The 15,167-nt window shown below is 69.5% G+C and carries 8 protein-coding genes; 5 read left to right on the top strand and 3 right to left on the bottom strand.

Annotated features, from left to right (window positions below; genetic code table 11):
- The first annotated feature begins 120 nt into the window (after positions 1–120).
- Together AC6JA9_RS40935 and AC6JA9_RS40940 are read left to right on the top strand one after the other, a co-directional pair.
- Positions 121–2,919 (top strand): Ig-like domain-containing domain, encoded by a 2,799-nt coding sequence (locus AC6JA9_RS40935; RefSeq protein ID WP_497958771.1) that lies wholly within the window; start codon positions 121–123, stop codon positions 2,917–2,919.
- Between the two features lie 163 nt (positions 2,920–3,082).
- Entirely contained in the window at positions 3,083–6,619 is a 3,537-nt protein-coding gene (locus tag AC6JA9_RS40940; protein WP_497958772.1) for a putative Ig domain-containing protein, read from the top strand.
- Between the two features lie 30 nt (positions 6,620–6,649).
- On the opposite strand, the gene AC6JA9_RS40945 is transcribed toward AC6JA9_RS40940, so the two are convergent.
- The 3 genes from AC6JA9_RS40945 to AC6JA9_RS40955 all read right to left on the bottom strand — a co-directional run bounded on the left by AC6JA9_RS40945 (position 6,650) and on the right by AC6JA9_RS40955 (position 8,280).
- Positions 6,650–7,213 (bottom strand): hypothetical protein, encoded by a 564-nt coding sequence (locus AC6JA9_RS40945; RefSeq protein ID WP_223783785.1) that lies wholly within the window; start codon positions 7,211–7,213, stop codon positions 6,650–6,652.
- Between the two features lie 189 nt (positions 7,214–7,402).
- Positions 7,403–7,780, bottom strand: a complete 378-nt coding sequence (locus AC6JA9_RS40950) for a hypothetical protein (protein WP_497958773.1) — start codon at positions 7,778–7,780, stop codon at positions 7,403–7,405.
- Complete coding sequence (locus AC6JA9_RS40955) at positions 7,777–8,280, bottom strand: hypothetical protein (protein ID WP_497958774.1); 504 nt, start codon at positions 8,278–8,280, stop codon at positions 7,777–7,779. The genes AC6JA9_RS40950 and AC6JA9_RS40955 overlap by 4 nt, the downstream gene beginning before the upstream one ends.
- A gap of 305 nt (positions 8,281–8,585) precedes the next feature.
- Between AC6JA9_RS40955 and AC6JA9_RS40960 the strand changes: the two genes are divergently transcribed.
- From AC6JA9_RS40960 to AC6JA9_RS40970, 3 genes are read left to right on the top strand one after another with little or no spacing between them, the layout of a single operon-like run.
- A complete protein-coding gene (locus AC6JA9_RS40960; RefSeq protein WP_497958775.1) occupies positions 8,586–11,267 on the top strand; it encodes a tellurite resistance TerB family protein in 2,682 nt (893 codons plus the stop codon).
- Complete coding sequence (locus AC6JA9_RS40965; RefSeq protein ID WP_497958776.1) at positions 11,264–12,604, top strand: ATP-binding protein; 1,341 nt, start codon at positions 11,264–11,266, stop codon at positions 12,602–12,604. Before AC6JA9_RS40960 ends, AC6JA9_RS40965 begins: the two co-directional genes overlap by 4 nt.
- Positions 12,579–14,807, top strand: a complete 2,229-nt coding sequence (locus AC6JA9_RS40970) for a DEAD/DEAH box helicase (RefSeq protein ID WP_497958777.1) — start codon at positions 12,579–12,581, stop codon at positions 14,805–14,807. The genes AC6JA9_RS40965 and AC6JA9_RS40970 overlap by 26 nt, the downstream gene beginning before the upstream one ends.
- The last annotated feature ends 360 nt before the right edge of the window (positions 14,808–15,167 follow it).

Raw genomic sequence — 15,167 nt, forward strand, 5'->3', positions numbered from 1 at the left:
CTTTTCAAGGGAATCCCGCGTGACATGGCGGTGTCACGCGGGCCCCGCAATGGACCCTCTCCGGGTTCGGGTGTAAGGGGGCGGGGCTACTACCTGCCGCATCCCAATGGAGGGGACCGCATGCTGAAGCGAAATTGGCTTCCAGCTCTCATGACCGCCGTGTTCGTCACGCTGGGCACGGGCTGTGGAGATGAGTGCGTCGACCAGTTTGACTGTCGCGCCGACAATGGCCAGCCGAGCCAGGGCAATGAGTGGGTCTGTGACGACGGCACCTGCAAGCAGGAGCCCGTCACCCGTCCGCCGGATCCGGATGCGGGCACGCCCGACTCGGGCACGCCGGATTCCGGTACGCCGGACTCGGGCACGCCGGACTCGGGTACGCCGGACTCGGGTACGCCGGACGCGGGCGTGACGTGCAGCCCGGCTTGCGCCACGGGTGAGATTTGCGATGTGAGCTCCGGCACGGGCGTGTGCAAGACCTGCCGTGACACGGCGACGGCCGCGGGCACCGACGAGGGCTGCTCCGCCACGACGCCCATCTGCGACCCGACGGGCGCGAGCGGCAAGGGCGTGTGCACGGCGTGCCGTGACACGGCCACGGGCAGCGGCCAGGACAACGGCTGCTCCGCCGAGACGCCGGTTTGCGACCCCGCCGGCAACAACGGCGTGGGCGTCTGCAAGGCGTGCACGGACTCCGCGACGGGCAACGGCCAGGACAACGGCTGCTCGGCCACGGCGCCCATCTGCGACGCGGCGGCCAACAATGGCGCGGGCGCGTGCAAGGTCTGCATGGACTCGGCGACGAGCCCCGACCTGGGCTGCTCCTCGCCTACCAACATCTGCGACACGGCGGCCAACAACGGCGCGGGCGAGTGCAAGGTATGCAACGCCACCGAGGGTTGCCAGGGTGAGCAGACGTGCAACGCCGCGGGCACCGCCTGCGAGGGCTGCGCGGACAACGCCTCGTGCGACCCGTCGACCCCGGTCTGCCGCACGGACACCACGCCGACGGCGTGCGTCGAGTGCACCGCGGACCAGACCGCTCACTGCGATGCGACCAAGCCGGCCTGCAACGCGAACTACCTGTGCGGCTGCACGACGAACGAGCAGTGCGCCAGCGTGCCGGACAGCGCCCTCGACTTCTGCGACACGACGGGCAACAACGGCCGTGGCCAGTGCACGGTCTGCCTGACGAACGCCGAGTGCACGAATCCCAACCTGCCTGTCTGCAACAACCGCGCGGAGTGCGTGCAGTGTCTGACGAACGCGAGCTGCTCGGCGGGACAGGTCTGCAACACGACGACCAACGCGTGCGAGACGGCTCCGGGCCCGACCGCGGCGGAGACCAGCGCCCAGATTACGGCGTTCCTGGGCGCGGCAGCGGGTGAGCTGAACCCGACTCTCGCCATCAATGGCGCGTACGTCACGTTCATCAAGCCCGCAGTCCAGGGGCAGGTCGCCACCGAGCAGGTCGGCTTCTTCCTGCAGGCAGAGCCCAATGGTCCCGCGATGTTCGTCTCCGATGCCGCCGCCCTGAGCCAGGTCACCGTGGGTGACCGCATCAGCCTGACCGTCACCACGAAGAAGCTCGATAACCAGATTGACGAGGCCAGCGTCGTCACGGGCTTCTCCCGCCTCAGCCAGGGGCACGCGGTCAGCTCGCTGATCGTCGACCGGTCCAGCGTGAGCGACTTCGACACCGAGGCCGGACTCAACAACTATAAGTATGAGCTCATCTCCCTGACGGGCACCATCGCCAATGCGGGTGGAGGCCTGGGTGCCGGATTCACGGGCTATCAGATCACCACCGCGGGGATGCCGACGGGAACCGCCAACTTCCGTCTGCGCCTGCCCACGACGCTCACCCAGAGCCTGGATGTCGTGCAGGGCTGCCAGTTCACGTTCGTGGGCCCTGTGTGGCGGTTTGGCACGGGGACGCAGCCTTCCGCGTTCTCCGCGTCCGACCTCACGCTCAGCTGCCCCAAGCCCAAGCTGCTGACGGCCGCGGCGTCCTCGCTGACGGCGGTCACCCTGACGTTCGACCGCAACATCGCCCCGAGCAGCATCACCGACGTCGGCACCCAGTTCACCTTCACGAACGGCCTCACGGCCACCGCCTTCCAGGTGAATGGCCGTCAGATCACCCTGACTACCACCGAGCAGACGGCGGGGACTGCGTACACCATCACCGTCGCGGACACCGTGAAGGACACGACGGGTGGCTCCGTGGTCGCTCCGAACAACATGGATGAGTTCAGGGGTTACCGGGCCGCCGCGGTGGTGCGCATCACCGAGGTCCAACCGAACATGGCGAACAACATGGACCTCATCGAGCTGCAGGTCCTCACTGCCGGCACCACGGATGGCCTGGTGCTCCAGCAGGATGTGAACTCGCCCGTGGTCCTCCTGACGTTCCCTGACGTCACCGTGGCGCAGGGCGACATCATCGTCGTCCACATCAACGAGGCCGCCGCGTATCAGAGCGAGACCACGGCCAAGGACCAGTTCCCCAAGAGCGGGACGCCGGCGAACTACGACACCGCCTGGGACTTCAAGGGTGGCGCGACGGGCATCACCTTCTCCAGCCGCATCCTGCTGGTCAAGGATGCCGGCGGCACCATCCAGGATGCGGTCTCGTTCGCAAGGACCTCGGGCACGCCCCCTGGCGCGTTCCCCGGGAACCTGCAGGCCATCCAGGCCGCGGGGCAGTGGATGCCTGCGGATTGCACGGGTGCGCCTTGCACGCTGACGTCGACCCCGTCGGCCCTCCAGGTCTCCGCGGACTGGACCGCCATCCCGGCGACCGCCAGTTCCGTGACGCCGCTGACCGACACCGTCCGCCGCATCAGCGCGACGGACGACAACACGGCGGCGAACTGGGCCGTGGGTCCGCAGTCGTGGGGCGTCGCGAACCCGTAGTCTGATTCCGTCTCCCTGAGACACCGGGCCGCGGTCCCTTCGGGGGCCGCGGCCTTTTTATTGGCCGCAGCCTGGGCGGCCTTGAATCCATGTCATTCCAGGTGACTACAGTGTCGACTGCACCACGGAGCACAACCTCCTGCTCCGACGGACCGGAGTCCCCATGCGGTCAAGCCGCGCCCTTTCGCTGCTGCTCATTGTCTCTCTCGCAGCCTGCTCCAGCTCGCCCCCACCGAAGCTGCCCGACACGCCCGACTCGGGCCCCGGCCCTTCCGATGGCGGCGGCAATCCGCTCTCCATCCAGTCCACCGCGCTCCCCGACGCCTACCTCGGTGAGTCGTACGCCACGCCCCTCGTCGCCTCCGGCGGCACCGCCCCCCTCGTCTGGAGCCTCGCCAGCGGTGAGCTGCCCTCGGGCTTGAGCCTCTCCAACCAGGGCCTCGTGTCCGGCACCCCCACCGCCGTCGGCTCCTTCTCCGCCACCCTCCAGGTCGAGGACAGCGCCGGCACCCGCGTCTCCAAGCAGTTCGAGCTCACCGTCCTCACCCCGCCGACACTCGCCAACACCAACCTGTCGCTCGGCGTCGTCGGCGCTCCCTACACGTTCAACTTCACGGCCTCGGGCGGCCGCCCTCCCCTCTCCCTCCATCTCGCCTCGGGCACCCTGCCCGCGGGGCTCCGCCTCGACGCCCTGTCCCTCGTCGGTACCCCCACCACCTCGGGCACGTCGGCCTTCACCCTGGAGGTCCGTGACGCCAACAACCGCTCGGCCTCCTCCGCCTTCCAGCTCACCGTCCGCGACGGCCTCACCATCACCGCCACCCACCTCCCCGATGCCTATACGGACAGGACCTACGCCCAGGCCCTCACCGCGCTCGGCGGCACGGCGCCGTACACGTGGGCGCTCGTCAGCGGGACGCTGCCTCCCGGACTGAGCCTCCGCGACTCGGGCCACCTCGAAGGGACGCCCACCACGTCGGGCGACTTCACCCTCGTCCTCCGCGTCACGGACTCCGCCGGCGCCACGGACTCGCGTGAGGTCTCTGTCTCGACCTATCTGCCTCCCGCGTTCGCCGCCGTTCCCGCGCTGAGCTTCTACGTCCGCGACAACGTCACCCGCCCCCTCGAGGCCTCCCAGGGCAAGCCCCCGTACCTGTTCACCACGACGGGGCCCCTCCCTCCCGGAATCACCCTCGCTCGCGAGGGGCTCCTCCACGGCCAGCCCACCCAGAGCGGCGACTTCACCTTCAATGTCGTCGCCAGTGACGCCAACAGCCGCACCGTCTCGCGCTCCGTCTCCGTCTCCGTCTCCACGCTGCCCACCATCACCACGCAGAGCCTCCCCGAGGCGACTCGCGGCATCGCCTACCAACACACCCTCGGCGCCACGGGTGGCCAGGGCACCCTTTCCTGGACGCTCGCCTCCGGTGCACTCCCCCCGGGCATCTCCCTGTCGACCCAAGGCGCGCTGAGCGGCACGCCCTCGACCACGGGCTCCCACGCGGTCACCCTGCGCGTCTCCGACGCGAATGGCCGCACCGACAGCCGCGCACTCGCGCTCATCGTCGAGGCTCCGCTCTCCCTGAGCGGCACCCTCGCGGATGGCTACGCGGGCACCTCGTACTCCAGCTCCGTCACCGCGGCGGGCGGGCGCGCGCCCTTCTCCTGGAGCATCGCCTCGGGCACGCTGCCCTCGGGCCTCAGCCTCTCACCGGACAACGGGCTCGTGTCCGGTACCCTCGGCCCCACCGCCGCCTCCTCCACCGTCACCCTTCGCGTCACCGACGTCGCCAGCCGCGCCGCCACGCTTCAGGTCACGGTCTCCGTCTACGCGCTCCCCAGCGTCACCACGGACCTGCTGCCGCCCGCCACGCTCGGACAGCCGTACTCGACCCAGCTCGCCGCCTCCGGTGGCAAGGCGCCCATCACCTGGAGCATCGCCTCGGGCACGCTGCCCTCGGGACTGAGCCTCTCCACGTCCGGCCTCATCAGCGGCACCACGAACGCGAGCGCCACCACCTTCACCGCGCGCGCCACCGACGCCAACGGCCGCTTCGCGGACAAGAGCCTCTCGTTCACCATCATCGAGCCACCTCCCGCGGTGACGACCACGACCCTCCCCGACGCCACCGTGGGCCAGCCCTACTCCGTCACCCTCACCGCGTCCGGTGGCAGGGCGCCCCTGAGGTGGAGCACCTCGAGCACGCTGCCCGCGGGGCTCTCGCTCTCCACGACGGGGACGCTCTCCGGCACCCCCACCACGGCGGGAACCCCGCGCATCACGTTCGTGGTGACCGACGACCGGAACTCCTTCGCCTCACGCGAGCTGCCGCTCAACATCCTCCCAGCGGGCGTCGAAATCACCGTGGGCCACTGGAACCTCGAGTGGTTCGGCTCGGACACCCTGGGCCCTCCGAACTCCACCTCTCCCGGTGGCGCACCCGATGACCTGCAGATCGCCCACACCCGCGACATCCTCCGCGACACCGGCGCCAACATCTGGGGGCTCGTCGAGGTCGTGGACAATCAGGACTTCGAGACCGTGCTCGCGCAGCTCCCCAACCACCAGGGCTTCGTCGCCAATGACTGGAGCCGCGTCCCCAACACCGGCGGCTACTACTCCACGAACGAGCAGAAGCCGGCCATCCTCTACGACGACAGCGTCACGTTCCAGAGCGCCGAGCTCATCCTCGTGGAGAGCGAATCCCTCTTCGCCGGACGCCCTCCCCTGCGTGTCGACTTCACCCTGCGAGGGACGACCACGCCCCTCACCGTCATCGTCCTGCACATGAAGGCGTTCGCCGATGAGTCCTCATACGGGCGGCGACGGGAAGCGAGCCTCGGGCTCAAGTCCTATCTCGACAACCAGGCGCTCCAGAACGTGTTCGTCATCGGAGACTGGAATGACGACGTGGACGTGTCCATCACCACCGTCGCCGGGGTCCCGCTGGCCACGCCCTTCGAGAACTTCACCAGCGACTCGAACTACACCTTCATCACCGGGGCCCTGTCGAGTCGCCCGGAGAGCACCACCACCAGCCACTCCGACACCATCGACCACACGCTCGTCAACGCGAGCGTCGCCGGGACCTTCGTCCCGGGCTCGCTGACGGTCATCCGACCCACGGGGATTCCCAACTACGGCAGCGTCGTCAGCGACCATTACCCGGTCGTCAGCCGTTATGCCTTTGGCGGAGCACCGCCAGCTGCGCCGAGGGTCATCATCAACGAGGTCCTCGCCAACGAGCCCTCCACCCCGAACGGCGACGGCACCTCCACGCCGGACCCCGATTACGAGTTCATCGAGCTGGTCAACCTGGGAACGGCCCCCGCCGACGTGTCCGGGTGGACCTTGTCGGACTCCGTCAGCGTCCGTCATGTCTTCGCCAACGGGACCATCGTCCCCGCGGGCAAGGCGTACGTCGTGTTCGGTGGGAATCGTGGCTACTCGCCCGGTACACCGAACACCGTGTCCGCCTCGTCCGGGGCGCTCGGGCTCAACAACAGCAGCGACTCCGTGTTCCTGCGGGCGCTGGACTCGGCCCTCGTGGATGACTTGAGCTACACGGCCACCGAGGACGACACCTCCATCAATCGCTCGCCCGACGCCCAGGCCGGCGCGCCCTTCGTCCGCCATCCCCAGCTCAACCCCACGCTCCGCGCGTCCCCCGGACGGCGCGCGAGTGGTTCTGCGTTCTGAGCGGACGTTGTGGCCCCTGGGTGAGCGTCTTCAGCGAGACGGCGTGGAGGAGCCGCCTCCACGCTGCTCGCCCGATGCTCGTCCTCGGCGGCCCTCGCGCTCGGTGGAGATGTCCCGAGGTGGGCTCACCTCCACGTCCACCTCGCGCGCGACCCAGCCGCCAGGGCCGTCGTCGTAGGTCACCTTGACGGTGTCGCCTTCACGCATCGACGCCAGGCCCACGGCGTTCCCGTTCAGCCTCAACCGTGTATCGGGGACGACCTCGATGTCCTGCTCCACGCCCGCGCCGTCGCGCACGAGCAGCTCGTTGTCCCCCACCCACGTCACCCGGCCGTGCAGGATGCCCGAGGGCTCGGCGCGCCCCGAGCCTCCCACGCCCTGCGCATCCGGGCCCTTCAGTGCCTCGGGGTCCGGCGCCTTCTCACGCGAGGCCATGAGGTCCCGCCAGAACGCCGAGCGCAGCTCACGGTTCTTCGCGGAGGGGAGGCCCTCGCCGCCGCCTCCTCCCGTGTCCTCGTGAGGCTCGCAGCTCACGCCCCAGACGCCCAGCAGGAGCCCCAGCGCCCACCTCCTGACCCGGCGTTTGCGGTTCATCGTCCCGGCCTCCCCATGCGTGTCGTTCCAGAGCCGGAACCACACACCCGACGCATCCGCTGCTTCCGCGTCAACATGTGAACGCTCCAGGCAGCCGAGAACCCCGCGTCCCCACGCCCCGGCCTCACAGGTCCAGGGGCAGGCAGGCGTCCCCCCGCGCGCATGCCTCCCCTGCGGGGACTTCGCGCCTCAGAACTTCCACTCCGTATCCTTGCCGAGCGCCGCGCGCGTCGCCGCCACATCCCGCAGCGCCTTGAAAGGCGAGGCGTCGGCCAGCTTCACGACCGACTCCAGGACCGCGGCCGCCATCCCCACGTTGTCGCTGGCGATGGCGCCGTCCAGACGCTCGAAGAGCTGGCGGAAGCTCTCCCGTCGCTCGTCGAAGCTGCGGTCCAGGTAGTCCATGAGCACGTCGCGCATGGCGTGGATGTGCTCGACATCCACCCGGGATTGCTCACGCAGCAGGGTCTGCTCCGTGCGCTCCTTCTGGATGTCGCGCACGCAGTCGGCCACCACCTGGATGCCCATCAGCACGTCCTTCAGGGACAGCTCTGTCTTCAGCGTCATGGCGTCTCCCTTTGGAGCAGGCCACGCGACTGCTCCAGCAAGGTCTCCAGTTGGGTGTTCAGGTCTCCGCCGGCGGCGAAGAGGGGCATCCGCATCAGCTCGCTCTGGGCCTTCACCAGCTGCATCGCGGTGGCGAACCGGGCCAGATGGACATCATCCTCCGCGTCGAACCGGCCTCCCAGCGCCCACAGCGCGTCGAGGGCTCGACCCGCGCGTTCATCGAGCGCGCCGAGCACCCCGCTCAGCTCCTCCACGTGCGTGCACGCCCGTGCCAGCAGCGCGATGGCCGCGTCGATGGACGCGACCTGGGCGTCGAGCTGCTGTTGCAGCACCTCGCGAGCACCGTCCAACCGCTGAACCGCGTCCCGATGTCGCGCCTCGGCCTCTTCGCCAAGGTCCTTGGCGTCCTTCATGCTGTCGATTCCGTCGTACGCCTTCTTGGCGCCGTAACCCATGAGACCTGCGAGGAGGAACGCGGCGGGAATGAGCGGCAGTGGCATCACACATCTCGGCAATGAAACCCAACCATGAGCGAGGCGTCGCAATCCGCGACACGCTTCAGACCCACGCTGGGTCATGACCGCCCCGAGGGAAATACCACTCCGGGGTGAGACTCCGGGGAGCCCTTTCCCTCACGCTCGCGACTGTATCCCGTTACCATTCACTTCACGGGTAGAGACAGACGTGAGCGGTCGCCTTCCTTTGGCGCCGGGCGGGGAGCAACTCAATGGCGGTATGGATTCGGGCGCTGCCGACCCTCGTGGTCGCTGCTCAGTCAGATGGAGCCAGTGGCGCCCTGTGCTGCGTGGTCGTCCTCGGGCTGGGCGCCTGGGGTGGCATCGTCTGGCTCAACAAGGTCAATGCGCGGATGAAGGCCGCGCAGCAGGCGCGGGCTGGCGTCGGACTCGCGGCTGTCACGTCCCCGACCTCGCACGATTCGTCCACCATCGCCCTGCGCTTCGAGAACGTGAGCGCGCCCCGGCTCTCACAAGGGCTCAGGGTCCGTATCGCGGATGAGCCACGGGCCATTGCGAAGAGCGCCGCCGAGCCGCTCGCACAGGCCGCCTCCACGCCGACCGCTTCACGTGTCGAGCCCGCGCAATCGGCGCGCGCCGTCATCGCTCCGCCGACCCCGAGCGAGAAGCCCGTCGAGCCCGCACCGCGCACGCCTTCCTCTCCCGCTCCGACCCCGAAGCCTGTCGAGCCCACGCCGCTCGAACTCAGCGTGCTGTCGACTCCCGCGCCAACCCCGAAGCCCGTTGAGTCCCCGCCCGTCGAGAACGGGCAGCGCGTCGCACCTGCACAACCCCTCGAACCCACGTCCGCGCCACTCGCCGAGGCCGTGCAGCGCATCGTACCCGCGCGGTCCGTTGAGCCTGCGTCCGCGCATGATTCCGAGCCGTCGACTCCCGCTTCGCAGAAGACGGCCTGGATTGCTCCGGGCCAGTCCATCGAGGTCGCCGGTTATACGCTCAAGGATGGAATGGTCTACGTGGGCTCGCGCCTGCGCGCGGTGAAGACCCCAAACACCGAGCCGGCCCTCATCAACCCCAGGCTCGAGGTCGCCGCTCGCCCCAATCGCGGTGGACAGGGCTTGCGATACTGGCCCTCGTACTCGGACCTCTCGCCCGCCTCCCGTGCGGGCTATCTCGCGTGGCTCGCGGGTGGACGGCGTCAGCCTGGAATCGATATCGGCTTCGTCTTCCTGTTCTTCTACGGGCTGGAACGGCGCGTGCTCCACGACCTGGGCACCGAGCCCGCCGCGCTCGCCGAGGCCCGTCTCATCGAAGACGAAGTCCAAGGTCTCCTCGACGTCCACGGCGAGAACAGCTCCTTCGCCAGCTATGCCTCGGCCTTCCTCGACGTCCTGCGCGTGCACCGCGCTGGCGAGGATGGACTGTTGAAGGAGTCCCCCGAGTTCTGGCTGCGCAATGCCGGCTCCGCCTCGTTCGACGTGCGCATGGCCGCGGGCACCGCCGCCACTCGCGCGCTTCCGCTCCCCGCGGACTGGGCCCTCGTCTGGGCCGTGGAGACCCATGTCACCCGGCTTCGAACTCCCGCCACGCGCTGTCCCGAGGAGTTCCAGGCCCTCTTTCGTGCACGCTATCTGCGAGACCACGGCGCGGGCATCATCCCTCGCGCCCTGAAGGCGAAGGTGGAGGCCCGCTACAACCCCGCGAGCGCATCCTTCGGCGGCTCGGTGCGGCTGTCTTCAGCCTCCATCAACGAGGCCTCCGAGACCTCCCTCAAGCCCGTGCGCGCGCTCATCGAGGAGTGCTGCGAGTCGCTCGAGTCCTACAGCCGCTGGGTGGGCAAGAACCCCGACGCGCGCAACAGCATGAGCGCCCTGGCCCTGCTTCCTCCCGAGCTCGCGGCGTCCATCGACGGAGGCTCGGACGTGCAGGCTCTCCGCGCCCTCTTGCGCCAATTCCTCGGGGACACCCCCTCCGCTCCCGTGCCCGCGACGGAACTCCTGCGGCACTGGCCCACCGCGACCCTCGGCAAGCTCAGCAAGGCGGAGGCCGTGGGGCTCGCCCAGGCCCTCGAGAAGCTGGGCCACGGCATGGAGCCCGACCCTCGCATGGGCGGCGCCGTGCTCTCCCCCGACGAGTCCGCGTGGCTCTTCCCCCTGCCCCCCGATTCACCGAGCGCCCCTTCCGCGAGCTACCTGTCCGCGCTCGCGATGCTGCACCTCGCCGCCGCGGTGGCGACCGCCGATGGCACCGTCTCCACGGATGAAATCCACCGCATGGAGGCCCTCGTCGAAGCCGCGCAGGGACTGCTCGACTCGGAGAAGGTCCGGCTCCGCGCCCACGTGTCCTGGCTGCTCGCGCGCCCCACCTCCAGCGCGGGCCACAAGAAGCGCGTGGAGGCGCTGACGCCCGAGGCCCGCACGTCGCTCGGCAACCTCCTGGTCGAGGTCGCCGTCGCCGACGGCGACGTGTCACCCCAGGAGCTCAAGACGCTGTCGAAGCTCTACGCCATGCTGGGGCTCGACGAGGACACCGTCTACTCGCGCGTCCACGCCGCCACCGCGTCACGACCCGCGACCGAGCCCGTCTCCATGCGACTGGCCGGCGCCCCCGAGCAGGGCTTCGCCATCCCCGCGCCACCTCCAGGGAAGGGCGAGCGGGTGGCGCTCGACATGCGCAGCGTCCAGGCGAAGCTCGCGGAGACCGCCGCGGTCTCCAGCCTCCTGGGGAGCATCTTCGCCGACGAAGAACCCGTCCCTCCCGCGCCCCAGCCAGCGCAGCCAGGGGTCGCGGGGCTCGATGCGCTTCACACGTCGCTGCTGCGCGCGCTCGTCGCGAAGCCCGAGTGGCCTCGCGCGGAGGTGGAGAAGCTGGCCAGCGGACTCGGCCTGCTCCCGGACGGCGCGCTGGACGTCATCAACGACGCGGCCTTCGAGGTGTGCGGCGAGCCCATCCTCGAGGGCGACGAAACCCTTCAGCTCAATGAACAAGCGGTCAAGGAGATGATGTCATGACGGACGCGACGCCCCAGGGACGCATCAGGCCGAAGGACCGGGACACCATCGTCCAGTCGCTGCGCGCGGGCGTCGTGCCTCGCGTGGGACAGCAGCACATCCAGGTGGGCCGCGCCGAGGAGGTCCGCGCCCTGGTCCGCGACGTGGAGCGCATCGCCGAGGGCGGCAGCGCCATCCGCTTCGTCATCGGCGAGTACGGCTCCGGCAAGACGTTCTTCCTCAACCTCATCCGCTCCATCGCGCTGGAGAAGCGGCTGGTCACCCTGCACGCGGACCTCAACCCCGACCGGCGCCTGCACGCGACGGACGGCAAGGCCCGCAGCCTCTACGCGGAGCTGATGCGCAACCTGTCCACCCGGGCCCGTCCCGAGGGCGGCGCGCTCGCCAGCGTCGTGGAGCGCTTCGTCTCCAGCGCCCTCACCGACGCCAAGGGCCGTGAGCTGAACCCCGAGGTGGTCATCCGCGAGAAGCTCGCCGCGCTGTCGGAGCTGGTGGGAGGCTACGACTTCGCGGAGGTCATCGCCGCCTACTGGCGCGGCCATGACACGGGCAACGAGGTGCTCAAGGCCGACGCCGTGAAGTGGCTGCGTGGCGAGTTCTCCACGCGCACCGATGCCCGCAAGGCGCTCGGCGTGCGCACCATCATCGACGACGCGGAGGTCTACGACCAGTTGAAGCTCCTCGCCCGCTTCGTCCGCCTGTCCGGCTACGACGGGTTGATGGTGTGTCTGGATGAGCTGGTCAACCTCTACAAGATGGCCAACACCAAGGCCCGCGCGTCCAACTACGAGCAGATCCTCCGCATCCTCAATGACTGTCTCCAGGGCAGCGCCGAGGGCCTGGGCTTCATCCTGGGAGGAACGCCCGAGTTCCTCATGGACACCCGGCGCGGTCTCTACAGCTACGAGGCCCTCCAGTCGCGCCTCGCCCAGAACACCTTCGCCGTGGGCCACCTGGTCGACTACAGCTCCCCGGTCCTCCGGCTGGCGAACCTCACCCCCGAGGACCTCTACGTCCTGCTCACCAAGCTGCGGCACGTCTACTCCGCGGGAGATGCGTCCGCGCAGCGCCTGCCCGATGAGGGGCTCCACGGCTTCATGACCCACTGCTCGGAGCGCATCGGAGAGGCGTACTTCCGCACGCCCCGCAGCACCGTGACGGCGTTCATCAACCTGCTGGCCGTGCTCGAACAGAACCCGGGCGCGGATTGGAAGGAGCTGCTCGGCGGCGTGGAGCTCGCCGCGGACGTCAATCCCGACCTCGCGCCCCTGGGCGAGACGGAGGCGGGAGCCCCCGCGGCCGGAGCGGATGATGAGCTCGCATCCTTCAAGCTCTGACCCGGGCGGCGCCGCGTCGAGCGCCTTCCACCGGCTGCACCCCCAGGTGCGGCGCTGGGTGTGGACCCAGGGGTGGAAGGAGCTGCGCGGCATCCAGGAGGCCGCCATCGTCCCCATCCTCGAGGGGACCCAGGACGTCATCCTCTCCGCGTCGACGGCGAGCGGGAAGACGGAGGCCGCCTTCCTGCCCATCTGCAGCCGACTGGCGGAGGACGCCGGCGGCAGCGTGCGCGCCATCTACGTGGGCCCGCTCAAGGCGCTCATCAACGACCAGTTCGAGCGGCTCGACGGGCTCTGCGACGGACTCCACATCCCCGTGCACCGGTGGCACGGCGATGTGTCCCAGGGCCACAAGGCCCGGCTGCTCCAGTCCCCCGCGGGCATCCTCCTCATCACCCCCGAGTCACTCGAGGCGCTCTTCATCCGGCAGGGCTCCGCGCTCGCCGGGCTGTTCTCCGGGCTGGAGCACATCGTCATCGACGAGCTGCACGCCTTCATCGGCACCGAGCGGGGCTGCCAGCTCCAGTCGCTCCTGCACCGGGTCGAGCTGAGCCTGCGTCGCACCGTGCCCCGCGTGGGCCTCAGCGCCACCCTGGGCGACATGTCGCTGGCCGCGGAGTTCCTCCGTCCCGGAGCGGGCGCGAAGGTGCGGCTGTGCAACTCCGAGTCGGGCGGCGGCGAGCTGCTCCTCCAGCTCCGGGGCTATCGCAAGCGCGCGCCCGATGCGCGCACTCCGGAAGAAGACGAGGAGCCCACGGACGGCCCGCCCGAGGACGAGCACGACGTGGGAGCGCACCTCTTCAAGACGCTGCGCGGGACGCACAACCTGGTGTTCGCCAACAGCCGCGCGAACGTCGAGCTGTACGCGGACCTCCTGCGTCGCAGGTGTGAAGACGCGCGGCTGCCCAACGAGTTCTTCCCCCACCACGGCAACCTGTCCAAGGAGCTGCGCGAGGAGGCGGAGGCCGCGCTCAAGGCGAAGCAGCGCCCCGTGAGCCTGGTGTGCACGACGACGCTGGAGATGGGCATCGACGTGGGCTCCGTGCAGAGCATCGCGCAGGTGGGCGTGCCTCCCTCGGTGTCCAGCCTCCGTCAGCGATTGGGACGCAGCGGGCGCAAGGGCGGCCCCTCCGTGCTCCGGCTGTATCTCCAGGAAGCGGAGCTGACGAGCACCAGTCCCCTGCCGGACCAGCTCCGGGTGCGGCTGGTCCAGTCGGTGGCGATGCTGGAGCTGCTGCTGACGAACTGGTTCGAGCCCCCCGCCTCGGGCGCCTTCCACTTCTCCACGCTGGTGCAGCAGTTGCTCTCGCTCATCGCCCAGCACGGCGGCGTCAAGGCGGGCGAGGCCTTCCTGGCGCTGTGCCACGAAGGTCCCTTCGCGCGGGTGTCACGCGAGGACTTCGTGCGCTTCCTGCGCGGGCTGGGGCAGCGCGAGCTGCTCTCACAGTCCTCGGATGGGACGCTGCTGTTGGGCAGCGTGGGTGAGCGGCTCGTCAACCACTACAGCTTCTATGCGGCCTTCACCTCGGTGGAGGAGTTCCGGCTGGTGGCCGGGGGTCGCACGCTGGGCACGATGCCCTTCGACCAGCCGCTCTTCGTCGGCGCGTACCTCATCTTCGGTGGACGGCGGTGGCGCGTGCTCGCCGTGCAGGGCGACGAGAAGGTCGTGGAGCTGGAGCCCGCGCCCGCCGGACGCGTGCCCGTGTTCGAGCCCACCGGTGTCGGCCGCGTGCATGACCGCGTCCGGGAGCAGATGCGCGCCATCTATGCCGGTGAGGGGCTGCCTCGCTACCTGGATGCGCGGGCGCTGGAGCTGCTCGCGGAGGCTCGGGCGACGTTCCAGCGATGGCGGCTCGGCGAGCACTCCATCGTGGCCTCGGGGATGGAGGTCCATGTCTTCCCGTGGGCTGGTGACGCGGTGGTGCACACGCTGGCGCTCGCGCTCCAGGCCCGTGGGTTGTCGGTGCAGACGCTGGGGCCCGTGTTGAGCGTGGCGGGACCGCAGGCCGACGTGGAGGGCGCCCTGCGCGCGCTCGTGGCGGAGGGGCCACCTCGGGCCGAGTCCCTCACGCGCCACGTGGAGAACATGGCGCTCGAGAAACATGACGGCTTCGTGCCGGAGGACCTGCTCGCTCGCGACTACGCCGCCCGGTACCTGGACGTCGAGGGTGCGTGGCGTGTCGCCCGGCAGGTGTTGCAGTGATGCGTCTTCTGACGAGGCCTTGTCTCCCATGAGCCTTCCATCCCAGGAACCCCAGGCTGTCGACCCGATGCCTCCCGCGGACGCGGAGGCCCTCCAGAAGGTCGCCGTCCAGGCCTTCGTCGAGTGGACCCGGCGACTGCCCGTGTCGCCTCCGAATCCGCAAGAGTTCATCCGCTCCGTGGAGCCGAAGGCGCGCGGAGCCGCACGTATCTACTCCACCATCACGGAGCGGAGGGTCGTGTGGAAGGAAGGCCCGACTCACGGCTCTCCCCCCGTTACAGGATTGAGGCGACAAGCCAGCAGCGTCGACCTCTGGGCGGAAACGTCCGAGAGCCTTCGTAACAGCAGCCTCTCCGTTCT

Source organism: Myxococcus sp. MH1 (assembly GCF_059738865.1).

What these genes read in the sequence shown, in the direction of transcription:
- AC6JA9_RS40935 (WP_497958771.1), top strand. Translation starts at nt 121, where the DNA reads ATGCTGAAGCGAAATTGGCTTCCAGCTCTCATGACCGCCGTGTTCGTC.
- AC6JA9_RS40940 (WP_497958772.1), top strand. Translation starts at nt 3,083, where the DNA reads ATGCGGTCAAGCCGCGCCCTTTCGCTGCTGCTCATTGTCTCTCTCGCA.
- AC6JA9_RS40945 (WP_223783785.1), bottom strand. Translation starts at nt 7,213, where the DNA reads ATGAACCGCAAACGCCGGGTCAGGAGGTGGGCGCTGGGGCTCCTGCTG.
- AC6JA9_RS40950 (WP_497958773.1), bottom strand. Translation starts at nt 7,780, where the DNA reads ATGACGCTGAAGACAGAGCTGTCCCTGAAGGACGTGCTGATGGGCATC.
- AC6JA9_RS40955 (WP_497958774.1), bottom strand. Translation starts at nt 8,280, where the DNA reads ATGCCACTGCCGCTCATTCCCGCCGCGTTCCTCCTCGCAGGTCTCATG.
- AC6JA9_RS40965 (WP_497958776.1), top strand. Translation starts at nt 11,264, where the DNA reads ATGACGGACGCGACGCCCCAGGGACGCATCAGGCCGAAGGACCGGGAC.
- AC6JA9_RS40970 (WP_497958777.1), top strand. Translation starts at nt 12,579, where the DNA reads ATGAGCTCGCATCCTTCAAGCTCTGACCCGGGCGGCGCCGCGTCGAGC.